Here is a 14,637-nt window from a genome sequence, read left to right on the forward strand (position 1 = left end):
CCGATGTGGAGGCGAGTGGCATGGAGGGGCAGCCGGCAGCTGCCGTCGCGGCCGACCCGGCGGTCGGCGGCGGCTACTTCGACGCGTATGCCGCGATGGGCCTGCTCGCCGTCGTCGGCGTGCTCTTCGTCGCCGTGGCGTTCACCGCCAACCGGCTGCTGCGGCCGGTGGTGTACTCGCCGGAGAAACTCCTCGCCTACGAGTGCGGCGTGGACCCGGTGGGGGAGGACTGGGCGCACACCCAGGTCCGCTACTACGTCTACGCCTTCCTGTACGTGATCTTCGCGGTCGACGCGATCTACCTGTTCCCGTGGGCGACCGTCTTCGCCACCGCCGGATACGGCGCCGGAACGCTGGTCGAGATGTTCGTCTTCATCGGCTTCCTCGCGGTCGGACTGCTCTACGCCTGGAAGAAGGGCGTTCTGGAATGGACGTGACGCACAACCACGCGCACGCGCACGGTGCCTCCGGCGGCCCGGTCCCGCTGGGCCTGCCGGACCCGGCGCGCCCCGGTGCCGCCGTCGAGCGGCGTGGCATCGGCCCGCTGGCCCGGCTCGCGCCGGACCCGGTCAAGGTGGTCCTCAACTGGGGCCGCCGCTACAGCCTCTGGTGCTTCAACTTCGGCCTGGCCTGCTGTGCGATCGAGTTCATCGCCGCGTCCATGGCCAAGCACGACTTCATTCGCATGGGTGTCATTCCGTTCGCGCCGGGCCCCCGCCAGGCCGATCTGATGATCGTCTCGGGGACGGTGACCGACAAGATGGCGCCCGCCGTGAAGCGCCTCTACGAGCAGATGCCCGAGCCGAAGTACGTCATCTCCTTCGGCGCCTGCTCCAACTCCGGCGGTCCCTACTGGGACTCCTACTCGGTCACCAAGGGCGTCGACCAGATCATCCCGGTCGACGTCTACGTGCCCGGCTGCCCGCCGCGGCCCGAGGCGCTGCTCCAGGGCATCCTCAAGCTCCAGGAGAAGATCGCCGCCGAGTCGCTGCCCGGCCGGTACACCGCGCCGGCCGCCGCGCTGCGCCGCCCGCTGGTGGCCGGGCCCACTGCCGAGGGAGGGGCCTCGTGACCACGGCCGAGGAGTATGCGGCGTCGGTCGGCGAGTGGGCCACCGGCGCCGAGGCGTACGGCCTGGTCACTGTCGACGTGCCCGCCGAGCACTGGATCGAGGCGCTCACCGCGGCCCGGGATGTGCTGGGCCTCTCGTTCTTCGACTGGCTGAGCGCCGTCGACGAGCTGGCCGAGGGCTTCTCGGTGGCCGCCCACCTGGCCTCCGCCGACGCCCCGGGCGTGCGCCACCTGCTGGTGCGCACCCGCGTGCCGCGGGACAAGGCTGCGCTGCCGACCGCCGTCGAGGTCTACGCCGGTGCCGCCTGGCACGAGCGCGAGACGCACGAGATGTTCGGCATCGACTTCCCCGGGCACCCCTACCTGGCCACCCTGCTGCTGCCGGACGGCTTCGAGGGGTACCCGCTGCGCAAGGAGTTCGTGCTCGCCGCCCGGGTCGCCAAGGCCTGGCCCGGTGCCAAGGAGCCGGGCGAGTCCGACCACGGCGACGGGCCGGCGCGGCGCAAGATGCAGCCGCCCGGTGTGCCGGACCCGAACGAGTGGGGGCCGCTCAAGGGCACCCTGCCGCCGGTCGCCGAGCGGCCCGCACGCGGTGCGCGGGCGGCGGGCGCGGCGCGGACGCCCCGGGCGGCCGCGGGTGCTGCGGCCGCCGGCGCGGCGGGCGCTCCGGCCGAGGGCGGACCCGCGGTGCGGGCCGACCGGCCACGGCGGACCAGGACGGTCGGCGATGGCTCGGTCAGCCAGGCGGCGGAGACGCCCGCGGCTTCGGACGGTGCTGCGGAGAGTGCTGCGCCGCCGGTGCGGGCCGACCGGCCGCGCCGGACCAGGACGGTCGGCGATGGCTCGGTCAGCCAGGCGGCCACCGGGACCGCCGCCGAGAGCACCGGGAGCGCCGGGAGTGCTGCCGCAGAGGTGAAGCCCGAGCGGCCGACCCGGACGCAGTCCGCGGACGCGCCCTGGCACCACCCCGTGCCCGCCCACGACGAGCCCGCGAAGGGCGAGCCGGAGCACGGCAGGTCCGCGCAGGGCGAGCCGGAGCGCGGCAAGCCAGCGCACGGCGAGCCGGAGCAGAAGGACGCGAAGGACGCGAAGGACGCGGAGAGCGAGACGCCGGCGGAGTCGGCCGGCCAGGACGGAGACAGCGCGTGAACCTGCTCGACACGTTGCTGCGCTGTGCCGCCACGCTCGTCGTCTTCCTCACCTTCCCCCTGGTCATCGGCCAGACCGAGCACAAGGTGATGGCGCACATGCAGGGCCGGCTCGGCCCGATGTACGCCGGTGGCTTCCACGGCTGGGCACAGCTGGTCGCCGACGGTGTGAAGTTCGCGCAGAAGGAGGAGATCGTCCCGGCCGGCGCCGACCGGCGGATCTTCCAGCTGGCACCCGCCGTCTCGCTGCTGCCGTACCTCTTCGTGCTGCTCGCGATCCCGGTCGGCCCGGACGGCTTCGTCGGCCAGGCGATCGACGCCGGGCTGTTCTTCGTGCTCGCCGTGATGGGCGTCGGCGTGATCGGCAAGCTGATGGCCGGCTGGGCCTCGGCGAACAAGTTCTCGCTGCTCGGCGGTCTGCGGACGGCCGCCCAGCTGATGTCGTACGAGCTGCCGATGGTGCTCGCCGCCGCCTCGGTGGCGATGGCCGCCGGGACGCTCTCGCTGCCGGGGATCGTGGACGCCTGGCAGTGGTACTGGATCCCGTGGCAGATCATCGGCGCGTTCGTCTTCTTCACGGCCGGCCTGGCCGAGCTGCAGCGCCCGCCGTTCGACATGCCGGTGGCCGACTCGGAGATCATCTTCGGCGCGTACACCGAGTACTCCGGTCTGCGCTTCGCGTTCTTCCTGCTCTCCGAGTACGCGGGCATCCTGGTGGTGTCCGGGCTGACCGCGGTGCTCTTCCTGGGCGGCTGGCACGGCCCGCTGCCGGACGAGCTCGGCTGGCTCTGGACCGTTCTGAAGACCTTTGCGCTGGCCTTCGTGGTGATCTGGCTGCGGGTCACCTACCCGCGACTGCGCGAGGACCAGCTGATGCGCTTCGCGTGGACCGTGCTGATTCCGCTCGCACTCGTCCAGCTCGCCCTCACCGGCATCATCAAGGTGGCGATCTCATGAGTTTCCCCGGTGCCGGCCTGGCCAAGGGCCTGGCCGTGACTCTGCGGACGATGACGAAGAAGAGCATCACCGCGCAGTATCCCGAGGTGCAGCCGGTGCTGCCGCCGCGCTCGCGCGGGGTCATCGCGCTGCTGGAGGAGAACTGCACGGTCTGCATGCTCTGCGCCCGTGAGTGCCCGGACTGGTGCATCTACATCGACTCCCACAAGGAGACGCTGCCGGCCGCCGACCCGAACGCGCGCGCCCGCACCCGCAACGTGCTGGACCGGTTCGCCATCGACTTCTCGCTCTGCATGTACTGCGGGATCTGCATCGAGGTGTGCCCGTTCGACGCGCTCTTCTGGTCGCCGGAGTTCGAGTACGCGGAGACCGACATCCTGGAGCTGACCCACGAGCGGGAGAAGCTCCGCGAGTGGATGTGGACCGTCCCGGCGCCGCCGGCGCTGGACCCGGGGGCCGAGGAGCCCAAGGAGATCGCCGCCGCGCGCAAGGCGGCGGACAAGCTGGCGGCCGCCGCGGCCGCCGCCCTGGAGACGCCCGAGGGAGGTGAGCCGGAGTGAGCGCCGCCACGCTGCTGGCCGCGACCGGTTCGCTGGAGCCGGCCGCGCGTTCCTTCCTCTCCCCGACCGGGGTCGAGATCGTCTTCCTGCTGGTCGGCATCGTCGTGCTCGGCTCGGCCGTCGTCGCCGTCACCACCAAGCAGCTGGTACACGCCGCGCTCTGGCTGGTGGCCGCGCTCGGCGGGCTGGCGGTGGAGTTCCTGCTGCTCACCGCCGAGTTCATCGCCTGGGTACAGGTGCTGATCTACCTCGGCTCGGTGGTCGTGCTGGTGCTGTTCGGGCTGATGCTCACCAAGGCGCCGATCGGGCGGTCACCGGACGCCGACTCGAAGAACCGCTGGGTCGCCCTGGTGGTGGCACTGGCCACGGCCGGCACCCTGGTGACGCTCGTCGTGGACGCCTTCCGCACGTCCTGGATCGACCTCGGCGCGGGCGGCGGCTCGGCGGCGGTGACCGGCGCCAGCCTGTTCCGCACCTGGGTGCTGCCGTTCGAGGCGCTCTCGGTGCTGCTGCTGGCCGCGCTGGTCGGCGCGATCGTGCTGACGCGCGGGGCCGGGCGGCGGGTGCCGGTGCCCCGGGCCGGGCGGATCCGGGCCGGGAAGCCGGTGGGCTCCAACGGGACGGTCGCCGCGACCGTGCCCAGGCCGTCGGCCCCCGCCGGGACGACCTCGCCGGACTCGACGACCTCGCCGGATGCGGCGGCCTCGGGGACCTCGCCGGATGCGGCGGCCTCGCCGGAGGAGAGCTGATGCACCTCGCCTACCCCGTTGTGCTCGCCTCGCTGCTGTTCGGCGTCGGCGTCTACGGCGTACTCGCCCGGCGAAACGTCATCCTGGTGCTGATGTCCGTCGAGCTGATGCTCAACGCCGTCAACCTCAACCTCGTCGCCTTCGACGCCTGGCTGCGGGACTCCCTGCACGCCGGCCAGGCGCTCACCCTGTTCACCATCACCATCGCCGCCGCCGAGATCGGCCTCGGGCTCGCCATCGTCCTGCTGCTGTTCCGGGCCCGGGGCACCGCGGACGTGGACAAGGTCACCGCGCTCGGCGACCCGTCCGAGTCCGTCGCCGAGGAGGCGCCGTCCGGAGCCGAGGCGCTGAAGGGCCAGGCCGCCGCATGAACCTCGCCCTGCCCGCCCTCGTCCCCGCGCTGCCCGCGCTCGGTGCGGCCGCGACCCTGGCCACCGGCCGGAAGGTGCCCGGCCTGGCCCGGCCGCTGGCGATCGTGCCGGTCGCCGTCTCGGCCGTGCTGGCCCTGGTCGTCGCGCTCCAGCTGGGCACCGGCCAGGTGCTGGAGGCCTCCGCCCGGCTCACCCCGACCGGCGGCCCGGAGCTCACTCTCGGCTTCTACCTGGACGGCTACAGCTCGCTGATCTCCGTCCTGGTCGGCCTGGTCGCCACCTGCGTGCAGGTGTACTCGACCTCCTACCTCAAGGACGACCCGCGCTACCCCTCGTACGCGGCGCTGGTCTCGCTCTTCACGGCGGCGATGTTCCTGGTCGTCTACTCGGGCGACCTGATCGTGCTGCTGGTCGGCTGGGAGGTCATGGGCATCTGCTCGTACTTCCTGATCGGCCACCACTGGGAGACCGCGGACGCCCGCTCGGCCTCGCTGAAGGCCTTCCTGGTCACCAAGCTCGGCGACGTGCCGTTCCTGTTCGGCATCTTCCTGCTCGGCGCCGACGCCGGAAGCTTCCGGATCCCGGACGTGCTGGCGGCCGCCGGCGACGGGCGGATCGCCCACCCGACGCTGACCGCGCTGCTGCTGCTCGCCGGCGTGGCCGGCAAGAGCGCGCAGTTCCCGCTGCACACCTGGCTCCCGGACGCGATGGCCGGCCCGACGCCGGTCTCCGCGCTGATCCACGCCGCCACGATGGTCGCGGCCGGCATCTACCTGGTCGCCCGGCTGCTGCCGGTCTTCCTGCTCTCCGCTGCGGCGCTGGTGGTGCTGGCGGTGATGGCCGCCGTGACGATGATCGGCTCGGCGCTCTGCGCACTCGCCCAGGACGACCTGAAACGGGTGCTCGCGTACTCGACCGTCGGCCAGCTCGGCTACATGGCCGGCGCGCTGGCCAGCGGCGACCGCGAGGCCTCCGTCTTCCACCTGGTCAGCCACGGTGCGTTCAAGGCGCTGCTGTTCCTCGCGGCCGGTGTGGTGATCCACACCGCGCACACCAACTCGATCTCCGCGATGTCCCGGATGCCCGGGCTGCGCAAGCGCGTCCCGGACGCCTACTGGACGATGGGCATCGGCCTCGTCGCCCTGATCGGGCTGCCGCCGTTCTCCGGCTTCTTCAGCAAGGAGGCGGTGCTGACCGCCGCCGAGCACGCCGCCGACGGCGAGGCGCTGACCAACGGGCTCGGCCCTTCCTCGGCCGTCCCGGAGGCGGCCGGCTGGATCGTGCTGATCTCGGCCGGGCTCACCGTGCTGCTCACGGCGGCGTACGCGGCCCGGATGTTCCTGGTGGCGTTCCACAGCCCGGCCCCTGCCCCGGCCGCAGTCGCCGGCTCTTCGGCGGCGCCGGACCACGAGGCCGACGCGCCCTACTCGCCCGAGGTGGACGAGGCCGACCCGGCCACCGCCGAGCCGCCCGCAATGCGCTGGCCGCTCTGGGTGCTGGCGATCCCGACCATGTGCTTCGGCGTCACCGGCCTGCGCTCGGACTGGCTGCCCGCGCTGCTGGACGGCGGCTCGCTGCGGCCCTCGGCCGTCACCGCCGTGATCGGTACCGGCCTCGCCGTGGTCGGCGCGCTGCTGGCGTACGGCGCCTGGCGCTCCGCCGTGGCGCGGCTCGGCGCCGGCCGGCCCGCCCCCGCGCCGGAGGGCCGGGTGCCCGAGCAGGCCGGGGCCCCGGCCGCCGAGGTGATCGTCGCCGACCCCGGGCGCACCCTGCTCGGCCCACTGTTCGGCCCGGCCCGGCACGGCTTCGGCGTCGACCGGCTCTACAGCGCGCTGTTCGTCCGCCCGGTGGCCGCCGCCGCGCAACTGGTCCGCTTCCTCGACCGCGAGGTCGTGGAGGCGTACGTGCAGGGCAGCGGGGCGGGCACCAACCTGCTCGGCCGGGCCGTCCGGCTCGCGCAGACCGGCAACGCGCAGACCTACCTCAGCGCGCTGCTGGCCGGCGTCGTCCTGCTGGCCGTCCTGGTGGCGGTGTAGCCGGATGCCGTACCCCGTTCCCCCGATCCAGCCGGTGACCGAGCCGACCGCAGTCCGGCCGACCGCAGTCCGTAGGAGCCCCCGATGAACGCAGTCCTCATCGCCCTCCTGGTGCTGCCGCTGGCCGGCGCCGCCCTGACCCTGGCGCCGGTGTTCGGCGCCGACGCGGCCGCCGCCGACCGGCGCGTGCTGCGGCTGAACACCGTCGTCACCGGCGTGGTGCTGCTGCTGACCGTCGCCCTGGCGGCCGGCTTCGACCACGACGAGCCCGGCCGGATGCAGGCCACCACCGATGTGTCCTGGATCCCGGCCATCGGCGTGCGGTTCCACCTCGGCGTGGACGGCATCTCGCTCCCGCTGATCGTGCTGACCTCGCTGCTGACCTTCCTCTGTGCGCTGTACTCGGAGAAGCGGCTGCCCACCGGGGAGGACGTGCCGTCGGCCCGGGCCTTCACCGGGCTGTTCCTCCTCCTCGAAGTCGGGATGCTCGCTACCTTCGCGGTGCTGGACCTCCTGCTCTTCTTCCTGGCCTTCGAGATCGTGCTGATCCCGATGTACTTCCTGATCGCCCGCTGGGGCAGCGGGGCGAAGGTGCCGGCCGCCAACCGGTTCATCCTGTACACGCTGCTCGGCTCGGCGGTGATGCTGCTCGGCTTCCTGCTGGTCGGCAGCAAGGCGGGCACCTTCGACATGCAGGCCTTGGCCGCCGCGCACGGCAACGGCCTGAGCCACACCACCCAGGTGATCGCCGCGCTGGCGATCATGGTCGGGCTCGCGGTCAAGGCCCCCGCCTGGCCGCTGCACAGCTGGCTCCCGGACGCGCACACGGCGGCCCCGACGGTCGGCTCCGTGCTGCTCGCCGGCGTGCTGCTGAAGATGGGTACGTACGGTCTGGTCCGCGTCCTCCTCCCGGTCGTCCCCGACGGCACCGCGACGCTCGCCCCCTACCTGGGCGCGTTCGCCGCCGTCGGCATCGTCTACGGCTCGCTGGCCTGTCTCGCACTGGCCCGGCCGGGGGCGAAGGGCGACCTCAAGCGCCTGATCGCGTACTCGTCCGTCGGCCACATGGGCTTCGTCCTGCTGGGCATCGCCTCCCTCACCCAGGTGGGCGTCAACGGCGCGCTGTTCGCCAACATCGCGCACGGTCTGATCACCGGTCTGCTCTTCTTCGTCGTGGGCGCGCTCAAGGACCGCTACGGCACCGCCGACCTCGACACGCTCGCGGGCGGCACCGGCGCCGCCCTCTACGGGCGGGCACCGCGGATCGGCGGACTGCTCGCCTTCGCCGCCGTCGCCAGCCTCGGACTGCCCGGGCTGGCCGGCTTCTGGGGCGAGCTGCTCGCGATGTTCGGCGCGTTCGACCCGGCCGACGGCCTCTCGCGCCCCGCCTTCGTCACCTACATGGTCCTGGCCGGCCTCGGCACCCTCCTCACCGCCGCGTACCTGCTGATCGTGGTCAAGCGCGTCTGCATGGGCGACCCGAAGCAGTCCGCCCCGGTGGAGCCGGCCGACCTGCGCCCCTACGAGGCCGTCAGCTGGACTCCGCTGGCCGCCCTCACCCTGCTCGCCGGCCTCTGGCCCGCGCTCCTGCTCGGTCTCTCCGAGCCCGCCGTCAAGCACCTCCTCGGAGGTGGCTGATCATGCCCGGCACCACGCTCGGCGCGCAGCTCCTCGGCGCGCAGCTCGGCACCAGTACGCAGCTCGGCGCCGCGACCGGCACCGCACTCGGACCTCACTCCACGGGGCAGCCCACTGTGACCTCCCTCGCCGTAGCCAACCCGGGCAGCCTGATCCAGTCCGTGGACTGGGTGGCGATCGCGCCCCCGCTGATCGCCGCCCTGGCCGCCCTCGCCGTGCTGGTCGCCGACCTCTTCCTGCCCGCGCGCCACAAGAAGCTGCTCGGCCGGCTCACCGCCGCCGGACTCGCCCTCGCGCTCATCGCACTCCTGCCGCTCACCGGAGGATCACCCCGGGTCACCTTCTGTGCGCAGAACGTAACAGGAGCCACTGACACCCCGCTGACCAGCGGCTCCGCCACGGCAGGCTGCTCGTACGTCGCCGACCACTTCGCCCTGGTCTTCCAGCTGCTCGCGCTCGGCGGCGCGCTGATCGCCGCGCTGCTCTCGGCGCACACCGTGGACGACGAGAAGCTGCCCGCCGGTGAGTACTGGTTCCTGCTGCTCTCCAGCGCCACCGGCGCCGCCCTGCTGCCCGCGTCCCGCGACCTCGCCACCCTGGTGATCGCCCTGGAGGTGGCCTCGCTGCCGGCCTTCGCGCTGGTCGCGCTGCGCCGGGACGGCCGGGGCGCCGAGGCCGCGCTGAAGTTCTTCCTCTCCTCCGTCACCGCGACCGCCGTGATGCTGCTCGGCATCGGCTTCGTCTACGCCGCGAGCGGCAGTCTGCACCTGGCCGCGGTCGCCGACGGTCTGGAGCACGCCCCCGCGCAGCTGAAGCCGCTGGCCGAGGCCGGCGCGGTGCTGACCCTGGTCGGCTTCGCCTTCAAGGTCGCCGCCGTCCCGTTCCACTTCTGGGTGCCCGACACCTACACCGGCGCCCCGCTGCCGGTGGCCGGCTACCTCTCGGTGGTCGGAAAGGCGGCGGGCCTCTCCGGCCTGGCGCTGGTCACCGCGATCTCCTTCCGCCCGTACGCGCACACCTGGGGCCTGGTGCTGGCGGTGCTGGCCGCCGCCACCATGACGGTCGGCAACGTCGGCGCGCTGCGGCAGCGGTTCGACACCCGGTACAGCGCGGTGCGGCTGCTCGCCTGGTCCTCGATCGGCCAGGCCGGCTACCTGCTGGTGCCGCTCGCCGCCGCCGGGTACGCGCCGACCGGCACCGACCCGCTCGGCGCCACCGCCGCGTACGCGCTGATCTACGGCGTGGTGAACCTGGGCGCCTTCGGCGTGGTCGCCGCGGTCGGCCGCAGGGCCGGGACCAGCGTGGACGACTTCCGCGGCCTGTTCGCCCGGCGCCGCTGGACGGCCCTGGCGCTCGCCTTCTTCCTGCTCTGCCTGGCCGGACTGCCGCCGGGCGTGATCGGCCTGTTCGGCAAGGTGGTGGTGTTCCGCGCCGCCGTCGACTCCGGGCTGGGCTGGCTGGCCGTGGTCATGGCCGTCAATGTGGTCATCGCTCTGTACTACTACCTGCTCTGGACGGCGCGGCTCTTCGCTCCGGCCGAGGGCGCCACGGCCGTCGCCGAGCGCCGGCTGCCGGCCTCGCTGGCCGCCACCCTGGGGCTCACCGCCTCCGTGGCCGTGGTGCTCTCGGTGGTTCCGCAGCTGGTCCTCCAGGTGGTGGGCGGCACCCTGTTCTGACGCGGGCGGGGCCTCGGCCGGGTGGGTCCGGCCGGTGCGGCCGGGGAGCCGGCCGGCGGCGGCCCGGGGAGAGCCGGCCCGCCCCGGTGGGGGCGCCGTGCGGGTGTCACGGTGGTCGCAAGGGAACAAGGCCGACGTCGTCGCCCGTTGTCGGGGCAGAGGGACGAGGCAGAGAGGGCTTCCCCACCGCACCATTGGAGGGCCTGCCGTGCACCGCCGGCACAACGGACTGAGGACCGCAGCACTGCTCGGCGGCCTCTCGGCGCTGATCCTGGTGATCGGCAGCTTCTTCGGCCGCACCGGCTTCGTGGTGGCCCTGCTGGTCGCCCTCGGGACCAACGCCTACGCGTACTGGAACAGTGACAAGCTCGCCCTGCGCGCCATGCGGGCCCGGCCGGTCAGCGAGATCGAGGCGCCGCGGCTGTACCGGATCGTCCGCGAGCTCTCCACCTCCGCCCGCCAGCCGATGCCCCGCCTCTACATCTCGCCCACCCCGGCGCCGAACGCCTTCGCGACCGGCCGCAACCCGCGCAATGCGGCGGTCTGCTGCACCGACGGCATCCTGCAGCTGCTGGACGAGCGGGAGCTGCGGGGCGTGCTCGGGCACGAGCTGAGTCACGTCTACAACCGGGACATCCTGATCTCCTCGGTCGCCGGGGCGCTCGCCTCGGTGGTGATGTTCCTGGTGAACTTCGCCTGGCTGGTGCCGTTCGGGCGCAGTGACGACGACGACGGGCCCGGGCTCTTCGGACTGCTCGCGATCATGATCCTCGGACCGTTGGCCGCCTCACTGATCCAGCTGGGCGTCAGCCGCTCCCGCGAGTACCAGGCCGACGCCGACGGCGCCCGGATCACCGGCGACCCGCTGGCCCTGGCGAGCGCCCTGCGCAAGCTGGAGGCGGGTACCCGGCAACTGCCGCTGCCGCCGGAGCCGCAGCTCCAGACGGCCAGCCACATGATGATCGCCAGCCCGTTCCGGCCCGGCGAGGCGGGGGCGAAGCTGTTCTCGACGCACCCGCCGATGGCGGAGCGGATCGCCCGCCTGGAGCGGATGGCCGGCTACCGGGTCTGAGGCCCGGCCACCGGGGCCGGAGTCCGGCCACCTGGCATTCGGGCCCGGCCACCTGGCTGAAGCCGGCTACCGGGTCTGAGGCCCGGCCACCGGGGCCGGAGTCCGGCCACCTGGCATTCGGGCCCGGCCACCTGGCTGAAGCCGGCCACTGGGGCTGAAGGCCCGGCCACCCGGCGGGTTGGCCCGGTGCGCTCCGCGCGTCAGCCCGTCAGCTCCTCGTACGCCCGCCGCAGCCGGTGGACGCCCTCGGCGGCGTGGGCGGTGCTGTCCACGGCGGCGTAGCTCAGCCGCAGGTGCGGGGCCGGCGGCTCCGCGGCGTAGTAGGGCTGGCCGGGGGTGACCAGGACACCGGCGCGCAGGGCGGCGGCGGTGAGCGCCCGGTCGTCGGTGCCGCCGGGCAGACGCAGCCAGAGGTGGTAGCCGCCCGGCCGGTGCGCGCCGAGCAGACCGGGGAGCTCGCGGCGCAGCGCGGCCACGGTGACGGTGCGGCGGTCCCGGAGCTCGGCGCCGAGGGTGCGCAGGTGCCGGGCCCAGCCCGGGTCGGCGACCAACTCCAGGGCGGCCTCCTGGAGCGGCCGGGGCACGAAGAAGCTGTCCACCACCTGGGTGGCCCGCAGCCGTTGCAGGGCCGGGCCGCGCGCGGTGAGCGCGCCGACCCGCAGGTTGGGCGAGGCGGCCTTGGTCAGCGAGCGCAGGTGCACCACCACCCCGTCCGGGTCGTCGGCGGCGAGCGGGCGCGGCAGTGCCGGGGAGTCGGCGTGGACCAGGCGGCGGGCGAAGTCGTCCTCGACGACGAAGGCGCCGGAGGTCCGGGCGATCCGCAGCACCTCGGCGCGGCGTTCGGGGGAGAGCACGGCGCCGGTCGGGTTCTGGAACAACGGCTGGCAGACGAAGAGCCGGGCCCGGGTGGCGTCGAAGGCCGCGGCCAGCAGGTCGGTGCGGACGCCGTCCTCGTCCACCGGGACGGGGACCACCCGCAGCCCGGCCGCGCGGGCGACCGCGAGGATGCCGGGGTAGGTCGGCGACTCCACCAGGACGGGGGCGCCCGGGGCGGCCAACGAGCGCAGGGCGATGGTGAGCGCGCTCTGCCCGCCCGCCGTGACCAGGACGTCGCCCGCGCCGAGCGGGCCGCCGTTGCCGCCGATGTCGCGGGCGAACCAGCCGCGCAGCTCGGTCAGCCCGTCCACCGGCGGCCGGTCCCAGGCGCCGGGCCGCCGTCCGGCCCGGGCGAGGGCGCCGGCCAGCAGCCGCTCCGGCAGCAGCGAGGCGTGCGGGTAGCCGCCGTTGAGGTCGATCACGTCGGGCGGCGGCACGTTGAGGGTGGCGATCAGCGGCGCGGCGCCGACGTCGCGCTGGCCGGCGTCGGCGCTCAGCGCGACCTCCTGCCAGGAGAGGTCGCCGGGACGGGCCGGCGGCGGGGCGGCGGCCGGTGAGGCGGTGGTGGCCGCGAAGGCGGCGGTGCGGAAGACCCCGGCGCCGGGCCGGGAGACCACCAGGCCCTCCGCGGCCAGCACGGCCATCGCCCGGGAGACCGTCACCGGGCTGACCTGGTGACGCTCCACCAGGGCTCGGCTCGACGGCAGCTTCCGTCCTTCCGGATAGCGCTCGACCTCGCGTCGCAGTCTTTCGGCGAGATCGGCCACACTGCTACGCTCGTTCATGACGACACAAGATAGCGCTATCCGGTCCGCGGCGATAGCACCGCAGGGTCCGTCGGCCTCCGGTACCTCCAGCGCCTCCGGTACGTCCGGCGGCTCGGGTGGTACTCCCGGTGCCCCGGGCGGCTCCGGCGCCGCACTGGCCGCGCTCGGTGTCCTCTCCTTCTCCTTCAGCTTCCCCGCCACCGCCTGGGCCCTGACCGGCTTCGGCCCGTGGACGTCGACCGGGCTGCGCGGCGCACTGGCCGGACTGCTCGCCGCGGTCTGCCTGGCGGCCGCCCGTGTCCCCGTCCCGGAGCGGCGGCACTGGCCCGGGCTGCTGATGGTCTCGGCCGGCTGCGTGCTCGGCTTCCCCCTGCTCACCACCCTGGCGCTGCGGACCTCCTCGACGGCGCACTCGGCGGTCGTCATCGGGGTGCTGCCGCTCGCCACCGCCGCGTTCTCGGCGCTGCGCACCGGCCGGCGGCCGTCCCGGACCTTCTGGGGGGCGGCGCTCGCCGGGGCGGTGGCGGTGCTGGCCTTCACCCTGCTGCAGAGCCACGGGCGGCCGACCGTCGCGGACCTCTACCTGTTCGCCGCGCTGCTGATCTGCGCCGCCGGGTACGCCGAGGGCGGGCGGATCTCGCGGGAGCTGCCGGGCTGGCAGGTGATCGCCTGGGCGGTGGTCGCGGCGCTGCCGGTCACTGTGGTGGCCGCCGCCCTGGCCCTGACGGCCGAGCCCGTCCACCTGGGCGCGAAGGCGCTGGCCGGGCTGGCCTACACGGCGGCGGTCTCGCAGTTCGGCGGGTTCGTGGTCTGGTACCGGGGGATGGCGCTGATCGGGGTGCCGAGGGCCAGCCAGCTCCAGCTGGCGCAGCCGCTGCTGACGCTGGTCTGGTCGGTGCTGCTGCTGGCCGAGGACCTGCCGGCGGCGGCGCCGGTCACGGCGGTCGTGGTGCTGCTCAGCATTGTGGTCACCCAGCGCGCCCGTGTGTGATCACCCGGCGCGCCCCGGTGCGGGAGCGACGCCCGAGCCCCGGTGCGAGAGCGACGCCCGAGCCTCGGTGCGAGAGCGATCCGCCCGTGCGGGAGAGGGCCCGCGGACGCGGCGCCGCGCCCGCACCCCGGCACGGGGACGGGTGCGGGCGCGGCGGCCGGTTGGCCGGTCGGCAGGTCAGAAGGCGACGTCCTCGGTGCGGTAGACGCAGAGCGCCCAGATGATGAAGACGTCCAGTGCGATCACGACGATCGACCAGAGCGGGTAGTACGGCATCGCCAGGAAGCTCTCGACGGCGCTCACCGCGGTGAGGAAGATACCCGCGTAGCGGGCCCAGTCGGAGCCCTTGAGGACGAAGGCACCGACCACCGCGACCAGTGCGCCGATGACGATGTGGATCCATCCCCACCCGGTGAGGTCGAACCGGAAGACGTAGCGCGGCGTCGTGACGAAGAGGTCGTCGTCGGCGACCGCCATGATGCCCCGCAGCGCCTCCATGAAGCCGTTGATGAGCATCAGGACACCGGCGAAGATCACCAGACCGGGCGCCCAGTCGCTGAACCGGTTGACCGATGGCGGCGGTGGTGGTGCCCCGGTGCCGGAACGCCAGGGCGGGGGCTGGTCGGGGGCGGACGACGACGGGCTGCTCATGGGGCTCCTCCAGGGCCGAATCGGACCGAACCGGACCGAACGGGCGTACGGGTTCGACCGTCCGTCGCGCAGGA

The 14,637-nt window shown here is 73.8% G+C and carries 14 protein-coding genes; 12 read left to right on the forward strand and 2 right to left on the reverse strand.

Features of this window, described 5'->3' with window-relative positions; genetic code table 11:
• Positions 1-20 precede the first annotated feature (20 nt).
• From ndhC to htpX, 11 genes are all read left to right on the forward strand, one after another.
• Complete coding sequence (gene ndhC, locus OG286_RS23210; RefSeq protein ID WP_396321532.1) at positions 21-437, forward strand: NADH-quinone oxidoreductase subunit A; 417 nt, start codon at positions 21-23, stop codon at positions 435-437.
• Positions 428-1,072 (forward strand): NADH-quinone oxidoreductase subunit B, encoded by a 645-nt coding sequence (locus tag OG286_RS23215; protein WP_396321531.1) that lies wholly within the window; start codon positions 428-430, stop codon positions 1,070-1,072. Before ndhC ends, OG286_RS23215 begins: the two co-directional genes overlap by 10 nt.
• Entirely contained in the window at positions 1,069-2,220 is a 1,152-nt protein-coding gene (locus OG286_RS23220) for an NADH-quinone oxidoreductase subunit C (protein ID WP_405365761.1), read from the forward strand. The genes OG286_RS23215 and OG286_RS23220 overlap by 4 nt, the downstream gene beginning before the upstream one ends.
• Before the next feature lie 2 nt (positions 2,221-2,222).
• The gene (gene nuoH / locus OG286_RS23225) at positions 2,223-3,176 is read left to right on the forward strand and encodes an NADH-quinone oxidoreductase subunit NuoH (RefSeq protein WP_396321552.1); all 954 of its coding nucleotides are present in this window, start codon (positions 2,223-2,225) and stop codon (positions 3,174-3,176) included.
• Complete coding sequence (locus OG286_RS23230) at positions 3,173-3,736, forward strand: NuoI/complex I 23 kDa subunit family protein (RefSeq protein WP_396321529.1); 564 nt, start codon at positions 3,173-3,175, stop codon at positions 3,734-3,736. Before nuoH ends, OG286_RS23230 begins: the two co-directional genes overlap by 4 nt.
• On the forward strand, positions 3,733-4,485 hold the full coding sequence (locus tag OG286_RS23235; RefSeq protein ID WP_405365762.1) for an NADH-quinone oxidoreductase subunit J: 753 nt from the start codon (positions 3,733-3,735) through the stop codon (positions 4,483-4,485). Before OG286_RS23230 ends, OG286_RS23235 begins: the two co-directional genes overlap by 4 nt.
• Positions 4,485-4,856, forward strand: coding sequence for an NADH-quinone oxidoreductase subunit NuoK (nuoK, locus tag OG286_RS23240; protein WP_405365763.1), 372 nt, complete (start codon positions 4,485-4,487; stop codon positions 4,854-4,856). The genes OG286_RS23235 and nuoK overlap by 1 nt, the downstream gene beginning before the upstream one ends.
• Entirely contained in the window at positions 4,853-6,892 is a 2,040-nt protein-coding gene (locus OG286_RS23245) for an NADH-quinone oxidoreductase subunit L (RefSeq protein WP_405365764.1), read from the forward strand. The genes nuoK and OG286_RS23245 overlap by 4 nt, the downstream gene beginning before the upstream one ends.
• Positions 6,893-6,976: 84 nt before the next feature.
• Entirely contained in the window at positions 6,977-8,530 is a 1,554-nt protein-coding gene (locus tag OG286_RS23250) for a NuoM family protein (RefSeq protein WP_405365765.1), read from the forward strand.
• 2 nt (positions 8,531-8,532) lie between these two features.
• The gene (locus OG286_RS23255; RefSeq protein WP_405360192.1) at positions 8,533-10,206 is read left to right on the forward strand and encodes an NADH-quinone oxidoreductase subunit N; all 1,674 of its coding nucleotides are present in this window, start codon (positions 8,533-8,535) and stop codon (positions 10,204-10,206) included.
• A 208-nt stretch (positions 10,207-10,414) separates the two neighbouring features.
• Positions 10,415-11,278 carry a zinc metalloprotease HtpX gene (htpX, locus tag OG286_RS23260; protein WP_396321523.1) on the forward strand — a complete coding sequence of 288 codons (864 nt, stop codon included), beginning with the start codon at positions 10,415-10,417 and terminating at the stop codon, positions 11,276-11,278.
• Positions 11,279-11,478: 200 nt separating this feature from the next.
• Here htpX and OG286_RS23265 read toward each other — a convergent pair whose 3' ends face one another.
• Complete coding sequence (locus OG286_RS23265) at positions 11,479-12,939, reverse strand: PLP-dependent aminotransferase family protein (RefSeq protein ID WP_405365766.1); 1,461 nt, start codon at positions 12,937-12,939, stop codon at positions 11,479-11,481.
• On the opposite strand from OG286_RS23265, the gene OG286_RS23270 reads away from it, so the two are divergent.
• Positions 12,938-13,912: a DMT family transporter gene (locus OG286_RS23270; protein ID WP_396321521.1), complete on the forward strand. Its 975-nt coding sequence runs from the start codon at positions 12,938-12,940 to the stop codon at positions 13,910-13,912. The two genes, OG286_RS23265 and OG286_RS23270, sit on opposite strands and share 2 nt — an antisense overlap.
• Positions 13,913-14,089: 177 nt before the next feature.
• Here the strand turns inward: OG286_RS23270 and OG286_RS23275 are convergent, their stop codons facing one another.
• Complete coding sequence (locus OG286_RS23275) at positions 14,090-14,563, reverse strand: hypothetical protein (RefSeq protein WP_405360187.1); 474 nt, start codon at positions 14,561-14,563, stop codon at positions 14,090-14,092.
• Positions 14,564-14,637: the final 74 nt, after the last annotated feature.

The organism is Kitasatospora sp. NBC_00039 (genome assembly GCF_045160625.1).
Taxonomy (GTDB): Bacteria; Actinomycetota; Actinomycetes; order Streptomycetales; family Streptomycetaceae; genus Kitasatospora.

What these genes read in the sequence shown, in the direction of transcription:
- ndhC (WP_396321532.1), top strand. Translation starts at nt 21, where the DNA reads ATGGAGGGGCAGCCGGCAGCTGCCGTCGCGGCCGACCCGGCGGTCGGC.
- OG286_RS23215 (WP_396321531.1), top strand. Translation starts at nt 428, where the DNA reads ATGGACGTGACGCACAACCACGCGCACGCGCACGGTGCCTCCGGCGGC.
- OG286_RS23230 (WP_396321529.1), top strand. Translation starts at nt 3,173, where the DNA reads ATGAGTTTCCCCGGTGCCGGCCTGGCCAAGGGCCTGGCCGTGACTCTG.
- nuoK (WP_405365763.1), top strand. Translation starts at nt 4,485, where the DNA reads ATGCACCTCGCCTACCCCGTTGTGCTCGCCTCGCTGCTGTTCGGCGTC.
- OG286_RS23245 (WP_405365764.1), top strand. Translation starts at nt 4,853, where the DNA reads ATGAACCTCGCCCTGCCCGCCCTCGTCCCCGCGCTGCCCGCGCTCGGT.
- OG286_RS23250 (WP_405365765.1), top strand. Translation starts at nt 6,977, where the DNA reads ATGAACGCAGTCCTCATCGCCCTCCTGGTGCTGCCGCTGGCCGGCGCC.
- OG286_RS23255 (WP_405360192.1), top strand. Translation starts at nt 8,533, where the DNA reads ATGCCCGGCACCACGCTCGGCGCGCAGCTCCTCGGCGCGCAGCTCGGC.
- OG286_RS23270 (WP_396321521.1), top strand. Translation starts at nt 12,938, where the DNA reads ATGACGACACAAGATAGCGCTATCCGGTCCGCGGCGATAGCACCGCAG.
- OG286_RS23265 (WP_405365766.1), bottom strand. Translation starts at nt 12,939, where the DNA reads ATGAACGAGCGTAGCAGTGTGGCCGATCTCGCCGAAAGACTGCGACGC.
- OG286_RS23275 (WP_405360187.1), bottom strand. Translation starts at nt 14,563, where the DNA reads ATGAGCAGCCCGTCGTCGTCCGCCCCCGACCAGCCCCCGCCCTGGCGT.